The organism is Clostridium sp. CF012 (genome assembly GCF_018861755.1).
GTDB lineage: Bacteria > Bacillota > Clostridia > Clostridiales > Clostridiaceae > Clostridium_AD.
On the sequence record NZ_JAHLEF010000008.1, the window covers coordinates 56,965 to 73,228 of the forward strand.

22 protein-coding genes are annotated in these 16,264 nt (G+C 30.2%); all 22 read left to right on the forward strand.

What is annotated here, in order from left to right:
- Window positions 1–42: 42 nt before the first annotated feature.
- The 22 genes from KPL50_RS09775 (at window position 43) to KPL50_RS09880 (ending at window position 16,203) form a co-directional block, all read left to right on the forward strand.
- The gene (locus tag KPL50_RS09775) at window positions 43–486 is read left to right on the forward strand and encodes a hypothetical protein (protein WP_216298277.1); all 444 of its coding nucleotides are present in this window, start codon (window positions 43–45) and stop codon (window positions 484–486) included.
- A gap of 115 nt (window positions 487–601) precedes the next feature.
- Window positions 602–1,108, forward strand: coding sequence for a GNAT family N-acetyltransferase (locus tag KPL50_RS09780; protein WP_216298278.1), 507 nt, complete (start codon window positions 602–604; stop codon window positions 1,106–1,108).
- 357 nt (window positions 1,109–1,465) lie between these two features.
- Window positions 1,466–2,047: a class I SAM-dependent methyltransferase gene (locus KPL50_RS09785; RefSeq protein WP_216298279.1), complete on the forward strand. Its 582-nt coding sequence runs from the start codon at window positions 1,466–1,468 to the stop codon at window positions 2,045–2,047.
- Window positions 2,048–2,172: 125 nt separating this feature from the next.
- Complete coding sequence (locus tag KPL50_RS09790) at window positions 2,173–2,757, forward strand: hypothetical protein (RefSeq protein WP_216298280.1); 585 nt, start codon at window positions 2,173–2,175, stop codon at window positions 2,755–2,757.
- 99 nt (window positions 2,758–2,856) lie between these two features.
- Window positions 2,857–3,720: an alpha/beta fold hydrolase gene (locus tag KPL50_RS09795; RefSeq protein ID WP_216298281.1), complete on the forward strand. Its 864-nt coding sequence runs from the start codon at window positions 2,857–2,859 to the stop codon at window positions 3,718–3,720.
- Window positions 3,721–3,786: 66 nt separating this feature from the next.
- Complete coding sequence (locus KPL50_RS09800; protein WP_216298282.1) at window positions 3,787–4,410, forward strand: cyclase family protein; 624 nt, start codon at window positions 3,787–3,789, stop codon at window positions 4,408–4,410.
- Window positions 4,411–4,726: 316 nt separating this feature from the next.
- Window positions 4,727–5,671: a hypothetical protein gene (locus KPL50_RS09805; RefSeq protein WP_216298283.1), complete on the forward strand. Its 945-nt coding sequence runs from the start codon at window positions 4,727–4,729 to the stop codon at window positions 5,669–5,671.
- Window positions 5,672–5,735: 64 nt separating this feature from the next.
- Window positions 5,736–6,563 carry an MBL fold metallo-hydrolase gene (locus tag KPL50_RS09810; RefSeq protein ID WP_216298284.1) on the forward strand — a complete coding sequence of 276 codons (828 nt, stop codon included), beginning with the start codon at window positions 5,736–5,738 and terminating at the stop codon, window positions 6,561–6,563.
- Between the two features lie 200 nt (window positions 6,564–6,763).
- A complete protein-coding gene (locus tag KPL50_RS09815) occupies window positions 6,764–7,528 on the forward strand; it encodes an XAC2610-related protein (RefSeq protein ID WP_216298285.1) in 765 nt (254 codons plus the stop codon).
- Between the two features lie 57 nt (window positions 7,529–7,585).
- On the forward strand, window positions 7,586–8,590 hold the full coding sequence (locus KPL50_RS09820) for a GNAT family N-acetyltransferase (protein ID WP_216298286.1): 1,005 nt from the start codon (window positions 7,586–7,588) through the stop codon (window positions 8,588–8,590).
- A 30-nt stretch (window positions 8,591–8,620) separates the two neighbouring features.
- Window positions 8,621–9,241, forward strand: coding sequence for an HD domain-containing protein (locus tag KPL50_RS09825; protein WP_216298287.1), 621 nt, complete (start codon window positions 8,621–8,623; stop codon window positions 9,239–9,241).
- Between the two features lie 62 nt (window positions 9,242–9,303).
- On the forward strand, window positions 9,304–9,759 hold the full coding sequence (locus KPL50_RS09830) for a GNAT family N-acetyltransferase (protein ID WP_216298288.1): 456 nt from the start codon (window positions 9,304–9,306) through the stop codon (window positions 9,757–9,759).
- Window positions 9,760–9,830: 71 nt separating this feature from the next.
- A complete protein-coding gene (locus tag KPL50_RS09835) occupies window positions 9,831–10,337 on the forward strand; it encodes a GNAT family N-acetyltransferase (protein WP_164955279.1) in 507 nt (168 codons plus the stop codon).
- A 16-nt stretch (window positions 10,338–10,353) separates the two neighbouring features.
- On the forward strand, window positions 10,354–10,908 hold the full coding sequence (locus KPL50_RS09840) for a GNAT family N-acetyltransferase (RefSeq protein ID WP_216298289.1): 555 nt from the start codon (window positions 10,354–10,356) through the stop codon (window positions 10,906–10,908).
- A gap of 124 nt (window positions 10,909–11,032) precedes the next feature.
- Complete coding sequence (locus KPL50_RS09845) at window positions 11,033–11,587, forward strand: hypothetical protein (protein ID WP_216298290.1); 555 nt, start codon at window positions 11,033–11,035, stop codon at window positions 11,585–11,587.
- Window positions 11,588–11,777: 190 nt separating this feature from the next.
- Complete coding sequence (locus tag KPL50_RS09850; RefSeq protein ID WP_216298291.1) at window positions 11,778–12,374, forward strand: YdcF family protein; 597 nt, start codon at window positions 11,778–11,780, stop codon at window positions 12,372–12,374.
- A 49-nt stretch (window positions 12,375–12,423) separates the two neighbouring features.
- Window positions 12,424–13,392, forward strand: a complete 969-nt coding sequence (locus KPL50_RS09855; protein ID WP_216298292.1) for an ROK family protein — start codon at window positions 12,424–12,426, stop codon at window positions 13,390–13,392.
- A 42-nt stretch (window positions 13,393–13,434) separates the two neighbouring features.
- Window positions 13,435–14,094 carry a hypothetical protein gene (locus KPL50_RS09860; protein WP_216298293.1) on the forward strand — a complete coding sequence of 220 codons (660 nt, stop codon included), beginning with the start codon at window positions 13,435–13,437 and terminating at the stop codon, window positions 14,092–14,094.
- Between the two features lie 44 nt (window positions 14,095–14,138).
- Window positions 14,139–14,750 carry an SGNH/GDSL hydrolase family protein gene (locus tag KPL50_RS09865; RefSeq protein ID WP_216298294.1) on the forward strand — a complete coding sequence of 204 codons (612 nt, stop codon included), beginning with the start codon at window positions 14,139–14,141 and terminating at the stop codon, window positions 14,748–14,750.
- 71 nt (window positions 14,751–14,821) lie between these two features.
- The gene (locus KPL50_RS09870; protein ID WP_216298295.1) at window positions 14,822–14,974 is read left to right on the forward strand and encodes a hypothetical protein; all 153 of its coding nucleotides are present in this window, start codon (window positions 14,822–14,824) and stop codon (window positions 14,972–14,974) included.
- A 25-nt stretch (window positions 14,975–14,999) separates the two neighbouring features.
- The gene (locus KPL50_RS09875) at window positions 15,000–15,584 is read left to right on the forward strand and encodes a GrpB family protein (protein ID WP_375372909.1); all 585 of its coding nucleotides are present in this window, start codon (window positions 15,000–15,002) and stop codon (window positions 15,582–15,584) included.
- The gene (locus tag KPL50_RS09880; protein ID WP_253200549.1) at window positions 15,517–16,203 is read left to right on the forward strand and encodes an AAA family ATPase; all 687 of its coding nucleotides are present in this window, start codon (window positions 15,517–15,519) and stop codon (window positions 16,201–16,203) included. Before KPL50_RS09875 ends, KPL50_RS09880 begins: the two co-directional genes overlap by 68 nt.
- Window positions 16,204–16,264 lie beyond the last annotated feature (61 nt).

A 16,264-nucleotide genomic window follows, 5' to 3' on the forward strand; every position in this document is an offset into this window, starting at 1 on the left:
TAAACAAATCAAAAATTCCTATTGAAGAAAAGGGGGATTTATGTGTCAGTAAATATTAACAAATTAGAAGAATTAATAACTAAGTGGAAAGATATTTTAAGATTAAGGGACTGGGATATAAAACTACAAATTGTAGATAAAGAATGGAGAAAATCTGGAGATATAAAAATTGATAGAGATGACAAAAAAGCAGTCATGCTAATTAATAATAATCCAAAATCTACAAATCTTGAAGAGTTAGTAGTTCACGAATTATTACATTTAAAATTGTGGGGTATGGATCAAATGATTGAAGGATTTATAAACGGAGTGTTTGGAGAAAATGAAAATGATATAAAAAAAGAATTTGCAATGAATCAATTCTTTATTTTGCTTGAATCAACAGTTGAAGATTTAACTAAAGGATTTTTAAAAGCAAATGTTTGTGGTGAAGAATTAAGCTTTGGAAGATTGCAGAAATTAATAGATAATGAAATAGGGTGTTAGTATAATTCAAAACGTTTGATACATTCTCAAAATGTGTCTTAAGAGAATTCCTTAATAGAAAATAATGTATATATAGTATATTTAGAAAATATGCAAAAATAATGGGGGAATAAATATGAAATTGGAATTATTAAGAGCTACTAGTGAAATGGAAGACCAATATTTTGATTTTATCAATGATTGGGAAAAAGATGGTGAAGAAATTGTCCCATATGCTGCAAGATTATTAGAAATGGATTATAAAACTTGGTTGCAGCATACCTATAAAATTGAAACTGTAAATACTGGTTTTGTTCCTGCACACACATACTTTTTAGTTCAAGAAAGTAAGAAAATTATTGGAGCAGTAAATATTAGACATTATCTAAATGACTATTTATTTAATTTTGGTGGGCATATTGGGTATGGCGTTCGTCCCTCAGAACGAAAAAAAGGATATGCATCATTGATGTTATCTATGGCTTTACCTATAGCAAAGGAACTTGGAATTGATAAGGTTCTGATTACTTGTGATAAAAATAATGAAGGTTCAGCTAAAACGATTATAAAAAATGGCGGAGTTCTAGAAAATGAAGTGCTTGAAGAGGGAGAAATAACACAAAGATACTGGATAGAGGTTTAAATGTATGAAGGGTGAAATTATGATAAGAGATAGTACTGAAAGAGACTTAAAAGCAGCAAGATTTTTTGGTATACCTTTTATTTGTGCAAGGTATGGTTTTGAAGAGGTTAAAGAATAAGATTATGTTATTTATAGTTTTGACGAACTTTTAAAGTTGGTGTAAAAATTTAAGTTGGACTTTAGAGCATAAAACATCTGGACAAGCAGGTTTAGTGATAAATAGTTGTGGAGATCCCCCAAAAATACCGTCGGCATTTACTAGATGGTATTTTTTTAGTGGCTATGTGTAAAAATATAACTTATAATCTAATTATAGGGTAGGATTGTAACCTTTAAGACACTAGAAGGAGAATAAATATGACTATTGAAAGTCAAAGAGAATACTTCAACAATACATATGAAAAATGGAAAGAAATACCTGACGAAAAAGGTAGAATTATAAATAAAGCTATAAATATTTTAGGGATATCTGAAGGACATTCTGTACTCGATGTAGCATCAGGAACAGGAGTTTTATATACAGTTTTAAAGAATATAAGATTAAGTAATTATGTGGCCTTAGATATATCAGAAAATATGTTGAAAGAATTACAGCATCTATATCCTGATGCAAAAGCTATATGTGATGATTTTGATAAAGATATGCACTTAGAAGAAACCTTTGATTATATTTTAATATTTAATAGCATACCACACTTCGAAAGCTTAAATACAGTATTTTCAAATGCTAGAAAGCATTTAAAAATTGGAGGCATTTTTGCAATAGTACATTCAAAAACTCGAAACGAATTAAAAGAACATCATAAAAGAATAGGATTTAATCTGGGAAGAGAAGCAATTCCTAGTGATGATACTTTATATGAGCTTGTAAAGAAATATGATTTTAGAGAAGTCATAATAAGAGATGATGATTTTTTCTATTTTAGTTGTAATAGGTAATCACGGCGCAATTACAATAAACTATTTAACTGAGAGGTGTAAATGTATGATAGAAAAATTAGTTGATATAGGTACAAAAAAATTGGAAGTTACAATTCATGGTACCGGAATGCCAATAGTTGTTATTGAAACTGGAAAGAGTTCTGGGCATAGTTTTAGTTGATTCAAACTCTGTTGATGAGTATAAAATGGATGAGCTTAAAAATGGACTTCCAATCTTTAGCAAAACATTTTCTAAAAATACAATTGTAGAAAATTGGAAAGTATTATCAGTTAAGAATGAAGTACAACTAGAGGCTCTCATTTCGCCTAAACTTTTACCAGAACAAATGGCTTATACAGAAGAGATAAAGAAAAACATCTTAAAGTTTCAAATTAATCCAAATATGTACTCGGCTATGGCATCAGAACTTCAATTAATGTCACAGAGCGGACAAGAAATAAAAATATGTTTAAAGACATTAGATGTTCCATTAAAAGTATTAGGGAGAGATATGGAGTTAGCAGTTAAGTGGAATGTTGATATGGGAATTCCAAAAGATGAGGCTATTAAGGTTGAAACCCTATGGAATAGTTTAGTAAGGGAAGAAGCAAAAAACTCTTCAAAGGGAAAGTTTATAGAGGTCAAAGATTCTAAGCATTCAATTTATCGTACTAATCCTGAAATTGTTATTAAAGCAATAAATGAAGTTATAGAAGAAAGCAACTGAAAATTCTATAAGAGCTTTGGTTTTGATTTTAATGGACAGGTATTTAGTAGTGAACATATAATGAGATTAGACTATTAATTTGTATTGAAGGAGACAAATATGAAAGAGGTTTATATAAATAAAGAAGGGCTTAAGGCAAGAATACATGAGTGGGGAAATGCAGAAAATCCAACAATTATATGTTTCCATGGGTTAGGTAGTACAAGTCTCAGTTTTATAGAGTTAGGACATTTATTGCAGAATGAATATCAGATTATATCCATAGATTTACCAGGCCATGGGAAAACGCCTCAATTTTTAAGAGAAGAAGATTATGAGATGCCTAATATGATTAAATGGATTGATAAGATTGTTTCTAACATAACAAAAGATAAATTTTATATATTGGCTCATTCTTGGGGTGCAGACATTGCACTTCATTATATATATACATACCCATCAAGAGTGATTAAGGTTATGCTGATAGATGGTGGATATTATATAAAGACAGATATGTACGCTTACAATGCATTAAGGCCAGGAATGAAAGCTTCTTTACAAAATGAGATAGATTATTATATTAAGGACTTTGATGAATATTGTTTTGATACTTTGCAAGAGCATATTGATGTAGAAAAGAATAACTATATTAGATGGTCTTGTTTATTAGAAGAGGCCTCAAGAGATTTAATAAGAGTAGAAGATGGTAAATATAAATACCATGCAAATAGTGGCACTGCAATAGGTGCTATAAGGTCAATGTATCATTATCCGCCTGATTCTATTTATAACAAGTTACCAAGTTCAATCAATTTGTTGCAAAGTACGTTACCAGAATCTATGAATGAAATCAGAGAAATTTTGGTTGAAAAATTTAAAAGTAAAACAGGTTCAAAGATAAAGAGAATTGAGGGAGCGGGTCATATGCTTCATTGGGAAAAACCTGATGAAGTTGTTAAAGAAATTTTATATTGGTTTAAGTAAAGGGTTTTAAACATAATATGTTATATGCAAAATTAAGTTTTTTTATAAAAAGAATGGAGTGATACTTTGGAACAATTAATAGATTTAACACATATAATTGCGGATGACATGCCTATTTATCCAGGAGATATTACAACAAACTTATTTCAAAATAAGTATCTAAGTGTAAACGGCCACAATAATTTTAGGTTGGAAATCAGCATGCATACTGGTACCCATATAGATTCACCTATGCATTTAACTGAAAGCAATAAGTACATATCTGAGTTTTCTTTGGAATCATTTATTGCTACTGGTTGCATCATAGATGTAAGAAATCAGCCTATAATAAAAATGAAACCAGCATATGAAGAATTAATAAAAGAAAACAGTATAGTGCTACTTTATACAGGATTAGATAAGTTTTATGGTATGCCTGAGTATTATGAAGAGCATCCTCTCTTAGACATGGATTTATGTAAGTTCTTATTAAAGAAAAATATTAAAATGATAGGTATAGATATGCCATCACCAGATAGATATCCTTTTGAAATTCATAAATTTCTTTTAGGAAATAAAATATGTATAATTGAGAATCTAACTAATCTTGATAAATTATTGGGTAATAAAAATTTTGAAGTTATAGCTTTTCCTTTAAAAATAAAAGCAGATGCTTCAATGGCAAGAGTTGTTGCAAGAAGTCTCTTGTAATCACCGTCTCTGATGAGTTTGTAGAACGGCATGCTATTGGCAGGTGTAAGATAAGTGTAATTAATATGTAGATTCATCAACAGCTGCAGTTGGCGGATGGTTGCTACATAAAGAAAATGTTATAACTGAAAATTTACTACCATTTTGTATTATAACACTCTCCTACTACTTGCATATACGCGATATTTAAACAATTATATTTTATTATTCACGAGGAGGAAAATAAAGATGAGAGATTGTTCAGTAATTTACCCAGGGGATTTTAAATTATATCCATGTTGGTACAAGAAAATATTGGTTATGACTGGTTCAGGAAATGAATAAAATAGAAGATACATTATTTAAGGAAGGATTAAGAGAAGGTAACCTGCTTAAATTAAGAAAGGTATCTAAAGTGGACGTACATAATCATTGTGGATTAGGTATGAGGTTTTCAACTTTTAATAAATGGGCCGGTGGTTATGTTAGTGAACCGCCTAAAAAGATAGATGGAATTATAGGGATAGATAACTATATTTTTAATGAAACCATTAAATTTATTAGTAAGGAAGAGGATATAGCATTTTTAATAGAAGAAACTGTAAAGGAAGCTATAGAAGACGGAGTAAAAGTTTTAGAGTCCAGTATAGATTGTCATAATCTAATGTATTTTACTAATAATGATAAGTTTTTTAACACAATACTTAATATTAGAGATAAATATAATAAATCAATAGACTTTAGACTTGAGGTTGGGATGTCTAAGAGTATATCTAAAAAGGATTTAAATGAAATGTTAATACCTTGTATAGATAGCGGAGTGTTTAAAGCCATAGATTTATATGGAGATGAAAGTAGAGATGACTTCGAAAGATTCCAAGAATATTACAAATATGCCAAAATTAAAGGCCTTAAGCTTAAAGCCCATGCTGGAGAATTTCAAGGAGCTGGAAATGTAAAAAAAGCTATAGAGATATTAGGTATAGATGAAATTCAGCATGGTATAGGAGTGTCTTCAAATGAATATGTAATGGACCTTATAAAAGAAAGGAATATTAGATTGAATATTTGTCCAAGCAGTAATTATATATTAGGAGCTGTTAAAAATATGAATAGCTATCCTGCTAGAAAATTATTTGATAAAGGGCTACGCATTACAATAAACACAGATGATTTATTGCTATTTAATAGTGGGGTATCTGAAGAATATTTGTATTTATATAAATTAGGTTTGTTCAATGAAGATGAACTAAATGAAATAAGAAAATTCTCATTAGCGTAAAGTTATTAATTAGAAGGGACAGGTCCGAACTTTTTACAAAGTATTTAATCAGAGGGGGATATCTATGAAAGTTATAACATTGTTTGAAAACAGAACTATCTCAAAAGAATATAAAAGTAAGCATGGTTTATCGTTGTATATAGAAACAGCTAATCATAAGATATTATTCGATACTGGTACGGATCAAACATTTTCCTATAATGCTAGTAAGTTAGGTGTGAACTTAGAAGATATAGACATAGCAGTTATATCACATGGGCATTATGATCATGGTGGCGGACTAGAAACATTTTTAAACCTCAATAGTAAAGCAAAGATTTACATTGGGAAGGGCGCATTTGATAATCACCTTATAAAAGTATTTGGGTTTATTAAGTATGATATAGGTTTGAAGAAAGAATTAATCAATAATAATAGGTTTGTGTTTGTAGATGGAATGATGAAAATAGATGATGAGCTTACTTTATTTGGTGATATTAAAGGGAATAAGCTGCTTCCTAAAGGTAATGATAAGTTATTAAAAGAGTTTAGTAACAACTCCATAAAAAAAGATGATTTTGACCATGAAATTAGTCTATTGATTAATGAAAATAACAAAAACAGTCTATTCTGTGGTTGTGCTCACAAAGGTATTATTAATATAATTGAAAGAGCAAAAGATATTATAGGTAGTGATTTAGCCGCAGTAATTGGTGGATTTCATTTAATGAGAATGAATGTTAATAATTCAGATTCCAAAGTTTTTTTAAACGAGCTTTCAGCCAATCTAATTAGCAGTAATGTAAACAAATATTATACTTGCCATTGCACCGGTGAACAAGCTTATAGTTATCTATGTAATACCATGAACAATTTAAATGAGTTAAAAACAGGAGTGGTTATTGAAATATAGGTAGCAAAAGTACGCCCTTAAGAACAATGTAAGTATTTATACTGTAAGCGATGGTGAGGGGATAATCGTTTAAGGAAATTATGCAAAACTATATGGGATATTGGAGTTATAGAAAATGGAGTTTATATTAGAAAGTGTAAACAGTATTCTTGGCAAAGGCAGGTAACAAATTTTGATCAAAATTCAAGGAGAGATTATATATGAAAATAAATAGTAGGATTTCTATTGTGCTATCCTGTGTTCTAATTGCGATATTCTGTTCAAGTTGCAATAAAAACACAAATCCACAAAATCAAGTGACACAGCCCAAGACTCAACCTGCCAATAATGAGAATGTAGATGTAAAGAAAAATATATCTACGGAGCCAACATCTCAAAAACCTACTAAATCATCCATAGAACCATTTATTGTTTTAAAGGATAAAATCCATCCATCATTTCCTGAGTACACATTTAAAGTATATGGGCAGAAAAAGGATAATTTATACAGCGCAAACAAGATTGAAGTATACAATGAGGTAAAAAACAAAGAAAAATTGCAAGAATTAGTATTCAGCGATACAAGTACTCCAGATGGTAATCAATTAGGTATAGTAATTGAAGATATGAACTTTGATGGGTATAAGGATATTAGAATACAACAATTTCTCCCAGCTACGGGGAATGTACCATACTATTATTGGCTTTGGGATAAAGCAACATCAAAATTCATAAAAAATAATGACCTGGAAAAAATCACTTCTCCTATATTTGATTCTGAGAGCAAATTAATCAAATCAAATGTTAAAGGAAATGCAGGCACATACTATGATTATGAGTATAAATATATTGATAGCAAGCCTACTCTTATTAGAGAGGTTGAAAGAATCGCAGATTTAGAAAAAAACCTTTGGCATATAACTATAAAAGAATTAGTTGAAAAAGAAATGAAAGTAACAAAGAAATATGACGAAAAAATCAAATAAAGATGGTATTAGCAAGAGGTATTGTTATATTAATAACTAAAAAGAAGGAGCATTTAAATGGCGCAGATATTCAATGAAAAAAACATACCCTTTGAACTCAGGCAATCACCAATTCCAGAATTCTCATGGCATACGAGTCAGAAGTTGTCAGAAATAGTTAAGTCAAAACATCTACAGTTTGATGTAAGATCCCTTGATGCGGGCAAATACTCTTACCCATATCATTTTCACAGAAATTCTGAAGAGATATTTGTAATTTTATCTGGAAAAGCTACACTTCGAACACCAAATGAATTTGTGGAATTAAATAAAGGTGATATTGTATTTTTTGAAATTGGACCAGAAGGTGCCCATCAACTTTATAATCATACAGAGGAACCATGTATGTTCATAGATATAGGTACTAATGTTGGCTTAGATGTCTGTGAATATCCTGATTCAGGAAAAATAAATATTTTACCATATCACGAAGTGTACCAAAATAATCAAAAGGTGGATTATTATAAAGGTGAAGATAAAGTAAGTGAAAAATGGCCAGATATAATAAGTGTAAGTAATTTAAATACAGAGAGATTAATATTAATACCAATGTCTTTAGATATAACCAAATCCCTTATGGAAGAGAATACTACGGTCGTTGAAAAACTCGGACTAAATACGGAGAGTGATTGGCCAACAGAAGATACTAAGGATATTTTACACATTATTAAGAGTTCTTTAGAAAAATCAATCATTCCAACTGGATTTGAATGTTGGATGATTGTAAAAAAAGATACTATGAAAATAATAGGAGACATTGGATTTAAAGGACAACCTAATGAAAAAAAGGAGATTGAAGTAGGCTATGGTTTAGTAGAGAAAGAAAGCGGTAAGGGATTTGCAACAGAGGCATTATGTAAAATTTTAGATTGGGCTTTTTCTCAAAGGAATGTAGATGTAATTAAAGCAGATTGTTTAATAAATAATTTGGCATCTATACATGTATTAGAAAAGGTGGGAATGAAAGAAACAAATAGAGACCAGGAATTGATTTATTGGGAGCTTCAGAAAAATTCAATATAAAATTTTTTTAAGAAAGTTGAGGAGGGTAAAATGAGAAAAATAAATTTAGGTGTACCTACCATAGAAGAAGCAAAGTTGATTTTAGATGAAGGAAGCAAATTGAATCCAGGCCCTTGGGTAGAACATTCCCTGTTTGTAGGCAAAGCAGCAGAATTAATCGCTAAAGAAGATAAGGAGTTAGATAGGAATATTGCATTATCATTAGGGATGTTACATGATATTGGGAGACGATATGGCGTAACGAGTATGAGGCATAGTATAGATGGGTATAACTTTTCAATGGAGAAAGGGTATGATTTATTAGCGAGAATTTGTATTTCTCATTCTTTCTCTTATAAAAACATTGATGCTGTATTTGGAAAATGGGATTGTTCAGATAAGGAATACAAATTTGTTAAAGAATATTTGGATAAGATTGATTTTACAGCGTATGATAAATTAATTCAGTTATGTGACGCATTAGCTTTACCTACAGGATATTGTTTAATGGAAAAAAGAATGCTAGATGTTGCTATGAGACACGGAGTAAATGAGTACACTATTGAAAAATGGAAGGCGATCTTTGAAATAAAGAATTTTTTTGAAGAAAGGATTGGCAAATCTATTTATAGTGTTTTACCCAATGTCGTAGAAAATACGTTTAAATTTTAATATGAAAGTTTGAAAGTTTTTATTTATTCTGAAGGCAGTATATATTTAATTTGGAGGGATTTATGAATATTTGCATAGTTGAAAAAAGTATAAAAGAAATTGAACTTATAAAGCCATTGTGGGAGCAACTTAATTGTGTCCACTTTAAAAAATCAATTTATTTTAAAAGTAAATTCGAAAAATTCACCTTTGATAAAAGAGTAAAGTCTATTTATGAAAAAGCACAAACTGGTACTATAAAGATAGATATGCTTTGGAATAGTGAAACTGAGAATTATGTAGGATATTGTTTAAGTTCAATTGAAGATAATTTAGGAGAAATAGAATCTATCTTTATCGAAGATCAATATCGTAAATTTCGCTTAGGTGGAAAACTTATGGAGAGTTCTTTGAGTTGGTTTGAGTTAAATGGAATAACAAATATTCAAATTGGTGTAGCATATTCAAACGATGAAGCATTGCCTTTTTATGAACGCTATGGTTTTTATATTGGAAACTATATCTTAAAAAGAAAGTAATGTTTTTATAGTAGTTCTTAATTTAAGTAGACGTTAAATATGTAGAATGCATAGCAAAAAGGAGTAAGTATATGTATAAAATTCATTATGCAAATGTAGATGATGCTAGAATATTAGGAGAAATTCATTCAAAATCGTGGAAAGTAGCCTATAAAGGTATTGTTCCTGAAGATATATTAAATAATATGTCTTCAGAAAAAAGACAAAGATATTTTGAAAAGGCATTATCAGAAGGTTGGGAGGAAGATGCTATAATCTTTAAAGAGAATATAGGGGTAGGGCTAATATGTATTGGTAAATGTAGAGATGAGGATAAGGATAATTCTTATGGTGAAATATGGGGTATATATTTATTACCAGAGTATTTTAATAAAGGTATAGGTTCTAAATTAATATACTGGGGATTAAATGAATTAAGAAATAGAAATTATAAAAAAATTACTCTTTGGGTTCTTGAAGAAAACACACCTGCGCGAAAATTTTATGAAAAAATAGGATTTAATCATGACGGTACTGTTAAAGAAATTACTATTGGAAAAAAATTAAAAGAATATCGCTATGTAAAAATTATTGAGTAAAAGTTAAGGAGAAATTATGAATAATAGATTTTTAGAATTTAATGATGGTTATGCATTAATCTCATTAACAGAAGATCATCTAAGAGATCTTTTCAGTTGGAACATCGAAGAAAGTCACTTTGAACAATATACTTGTCGTCCTCTAAAATTGCCACAATCATTTGATGAATACGCATATAAAACATTAAAGTCACTCTCTGAAGAAAAACTAAAGACCTACATATTAATCAAAAAAGAAGATGTTAATAAACCGTTAGGGAAAATTACACTATTTGATTTTAACTCAAGAAACCACAGCGCTGAATTTGGATACTATTTGCCAGGTTGCAATAGGAAAAAAGGCTTGGGAATTATTCTGTTAGCACAATTTATAGAGAAATCTTTTACAGATAATGAATTAAATCTAAATAAAATATATGCAACAACATCATCAAATAATATACCATCTATGAAACTTCTAGAGAAATTTGGTTTTAAATTGGATGGAAGGCTAAGAGAGCATTATTGGGTTAATGAAGATAAATATGATCAACTTATCTATTCAATGCTTAAACATGACTGGAATGAATAAACGCTTATAAAAACGGAGGGAAAATGTTACTAAAAAAGTAGAAGAGACATATGATAATACCATGGGTATAAATTCTGAATATCACAGACTAGCCTAACAAACAATAATATTAGGGGGTAACAGTATGAATGAAAGTGGATTTAATAAATTGTATTGGGGATTTCTATTTATAATGCTGAGTTTTAGGATTCAAGGATTTGATATTTTACCTAATATAGTGGGTTATTTATTCTTTGCATCCGGATTTAGCCAACTTATTTCAAGTAGTAATTATTTTAACATAGCTGCAAAATACAATATTCCCATGATAGTATTGTCCATATTTACGATATATGAAGCTCCGGCACAAAGTGGTGGTATTAATTTAGGGTTACTCGGGATATTCAGTATACCAATAGCTATTGCTTCCTTTGTGCTGAGTTTATTAGTTGTGTATAATTTATTTATGGGAATTAAAGATATGGCTAAAAATCAAGAACAATCTGATTTAGTATTAGAGTCCGAAGAGAAATGGAATCAATATAAGCTCATTCAGATTGCGGCAGTTTGTTCATTTATATTTATCTTCATACCTTTATTAGGTGTACTTTACATTATTACTATTTTAGTAATATCGGTTATAATCACAATAGGAATATTAGGCTTCATAAAAAGGTGTACTGAAAGGTTAAGCCATTAAAATTATTTACTACAATTCTGTCCACCTTAGCTGGTGGATTTTTTTATATAGAATTGTGTAAATTTATGGGTTATAATGTATATATAGGTTGACGCTTATGCAATGACAACGTCACCCTCCAAAACCAAGGATAAATGCTATCTTGAATTTTAGAACGTGAGCAACAGTACACAATTTATTGGGGGCTTATATGAAAACAATTGATGATATTACGAATTTTATTTTCCTTGAGAATAATCCTGAAAAAGCAGATATTATCTTTATACCTGGAGGCTCTTATGCTGAATTAGCAGAAAGAGCAGCAAAACTCTGGAGTAATGAATATGCACCACTTATTCTTCCATCGGGCAAATACAGCATTAAACGTGGATACTTTCCCAAACCGTTATCAAAATCAGAAATATATTGTGGCACATATAATTCGGAATGGGATTTCTTAAAGGATGTTTTAATTAAAAATGGTGTTGATGAAAATAGAGTTTTAAGGGAGGATAATGCGCAATTCACATATGAGAATGCGTTTAAATCTCGTGAAATAACAGACAACCTAAATTTACATATAAATAAAGCAATAATATGTTGCAAATCCTTTCACGCAAGACGTTGTTACATGTATTACCAATGGGCATATCCAGATACAGAAATAATTATTTGTCCATCGGTCGTGCAAGGAATAAACAGGGACAATTGGTTTAATACAGAGAATGGCGTAGAGATAGTAATGGGTGAACTAAGTAGATGTGGTTCACAGCTTAAAGAGTATATTATGGAATTCACTAAAAACTAGTTGTAATTTCCAAGAAGTTTAAAAACTAATGAGAATGGAGGAATATCTTATGTGTAAATTCATAATTGGAGTTGATTTAGGAGGAACTAATATCAAAGCTGCAATATTTAATCTGGATTTACAATTATTGATTGAAGTTCGTAGGTCAACGGAAGCCAAGCAAGGTCCTAGTTATGTTCTAAACAAAATTATAAATATAATAGAGGAGATGCTTGAAAGTCTTAATATTACGGACAAATCAATTTATTGTATGGGAATGGGTATTCCAGGGCTATTGGATCCAAAGCAGGGCATATCATATTTCTCCCCAAACTTTCCAGATTGGGAAAATATACATGTTGTTGACGAAATAAAAAGGCGCTTTGATTTCCCAATATTTATTGATAATGATGTTCGTGTGAATTTATATGGAGAGTGGCGATTTGGTGTAGGTTTGAACTTTAAAAACCTTGTACTTATCACATTGGGTACTGGCTTAGGGTCAGGAATAGTTATTGATGGAAAAGTTATATATGGGGCAACCTCTAGTGCAGGTGAAATCGGACATATGAATATGTATCGGGAAGGGCGTCCTTGTAAATGTGGAAGTTCTGGGTGTTTAGGAAGATATGTTTCAGCAAGTGGAATGATTAATACTTTTATCGAAAAATTAAGTGGTGGAAGAAAGAGTATAGTAGAAGAATGGATTAATCATGATATCAATAATATTAAAGCGAGTATGATATCTCAGGCATATGATTTGAATGACGATTTAGCAATTGAGGTAATGCATCAAACAGGAGAGATACTTGGCTTTGGTTTGGCAAATGTTATTAACTTATTTAATCCAGAGACCATTATTGTAGGTGGTGGAATGTCTTATGCAGGGGACCGATTGTTAACTACTGTACGTGAGACAATTAAAAGCCACTCATTAAAAATATCTGGTCAAGTTTGCACAGTTGTACAAGCTCAATTGGGTGATTGTGCTGGAATGATTGGTGCAGCTTGGTATGCTAAAGATAGGATTGATAGTTGAGGACATGTGAAGATTATTTATATTAAGAGAGGTAGTGTTAATATGACTAAGGAAAATATACTTAATATCTTGAATGGACAGGTAATGTTTGATTCCTTTAAACAGAATCATTTTAATGGAAATGGCGTATATGTGCCTTTTAATGAAGCAATGTGCGTAGGTAAACTTACAGAAGATATCTTCTCCTGTCAATTTATCACATTCCGCTGTGAAGCTCACCAAGTAACAATAGAGCAATATAATCAATTAACTCTTCAACCCTTACAAATACTTTTTAATAATCAATTTTCTCGTATTTTATTATGGTTTGATGATGATATGTTTTGTCAAATTAATCTTCTCACAATCCTTGCATATTTAGATCAACATAATTATAAAGGCAAAATAACTTTCAATTTAGTAAATCGAGACTTTAAAATAATTGATTGCTTTGAATTGGGTGTACAAGGATTCGATGAAATATATAAACAAGTCATAATTAATAGATGTATGCCTGAAAACATCAATTTATCTATAATGGAAAATGGAATTCGGCTTTATCTTGAATATTTAAAAGAGGAAAATGAAATCACAGCATATATTAAGCAACATGAAAATCTACAAAAGGATACCTTAGTAATTGAGTTGTTAAAAACATTTCTCCAATATGGTCTAGGTGATACTCAATATATGCAATTAATTGAAATTCATAGGAAGGCATAGAAATTGAAAGTCAAAAAAAGAAAAAATAACTGGAGGAAATAGAAATGGAGAAACAAAAAATATTTGTGATAGGTGATAGTGTGTCAATACACTATGGTCCATATCTTAAGAAACTGATAAATCATAAATTTGAGTATGATAGAAAAAGGGGTATAGAACAAGCGTTAACAGATTTGGACAAACCGATTGGAGCTAATGCAGGGGATAGTGGAATGGTGATGGAGTACTTAGAAGAGGAATATAAGAAGAATATAACATATGAAGTATTGCTTATCAATTGTGGATTACACGATGCTCGAGTAGATAGAACTTTAAATAAAATTCAAGTTGAGTTGGAAGAGTACAAAATTAATTTAACTAAGATAATTGGAATATCAAAAACTATGGCAAATAGGATCATATGGGTTGGATTAACACCGGTTATAGATGAGATTCATAATTCAAGAAAAGAAGGGGTTTTAAGATATAGTAAAGATGTCCATGCTTACGATATTGCTGCAAAAGAAATAATGGATCGGTTTAACATACCCTGTATAGATATGTATAACTTCACTAGGAAATTGGGAACTGATATTTATTCTGATCATGTTCACTTCAAAGAAGATATTAGAGAACTACAAGCAACACTTATAGCCGATTATTTAAATTGTATGTAAATAATAAAAAATTAGGAGGATTAATATGAAGACATCAAAATCAAAGGTCCTTATCTAATATTAAGTGGGAGATGGCAAAGGGTTTTGTAGTGAAAGGATCAGAAACTGAAAAATTTCTTCAAGAAAAGCTTGAATATCTGGGATTAACACCAAAAGAATATAATGAATTTATAGTATATTGGCTTCCAGTTATGAAAGAGAATAAATATAATCTGCTGTTATAACAATTAAGAAACTTAATATTAGGTGGTGAAAATTTTGGAAAAACAATTAGACGAAATGAATGGAGAAGAATTAGGAAGGTTGTTTCCCATTATTATAAGTGAACATGATCCAAAGTGGCATGATTTATATTTGTGTGAAAAAACGAACATTGAGCAAAGTATAGGTTTAAATAATATTATAAGAATAAACCATTTTGGGAGCACTTCTATATATAATTTGTATGCGAAACCTACCATAGATATTTTATTAGAAATACAAAATGATATGTATACAGAACAAATCATCTATTTACTAAAAGGCATTGGTTACAATTATAGTCCCCAGCCCAATAATCCTGCCCCACATATGATGTTTATGAAAGGGTATACTCAAAGCGGATTCAGTGGCCAAGCATACCATGTCCATGTGCGTTATAGTGGTGATTGGGATGAACTATATTTTCGAGATTATTTGATATTATATCCTGAAATTGCAGAAAAATATGGAGTGTTAAAATTACAATTGAAAGAAAAGTATGAATTTGATAGAGAGGGATATACAAATGCAAAATCTAGCTTTATCAAAAATATTACAGAACAAGCAAGAAAAGAATTCGGAAAACGGTATTAACATCAGAGAACGAAGCGAGGTAATAATCATGATAATTTGGATAAATGGAGCATTTGGTTCTGGAAAAACCCAAAGTGCGTACGAATTGCATAGACGAATTCCAAATTCATTTATATATGATCCAGAAAATATAGGACTTTTTATAAGAAAAAACATACCAAAACAATTAAATAGTGGAGATTTTCAAAATTATACAATGTGGCGTGAGTTTAATTATTCTATGCTAAAATATATTGCAAATAAGTATAAGGGTACAATAATAGTCCCAATGACCATAAGCAATCCGCAGTACTTTAACGAAATTGTTCTTCAATTAAGGAATGATGGATTTTTGATAAATCATTTTGTATTATGTGCTTCAAAGGAAACCTTACTTAAACGTCTAAGATGCCGTGGTGATGGAAAAAACTCATGGGCTGCACAGCAGATAGATAGTTGTATAAATGGATTCAATAATGAAAAATTTAAACAACATATAGATACAGAAAATTTATCTATACGAGGTGTAGTTGAAAAAATAGCATTGTTATCAAATATAAATTTATTGCCTGATAATAGAAGTAAAATTAGAAGGGTATATGATCGCATTAAAACACAATTAAAAAATGTTAGATTATAGCATATATCCAAAAATATTCTAAATATGTATTGACTCTAACCTAAGGTAGGGGCTTAGAATA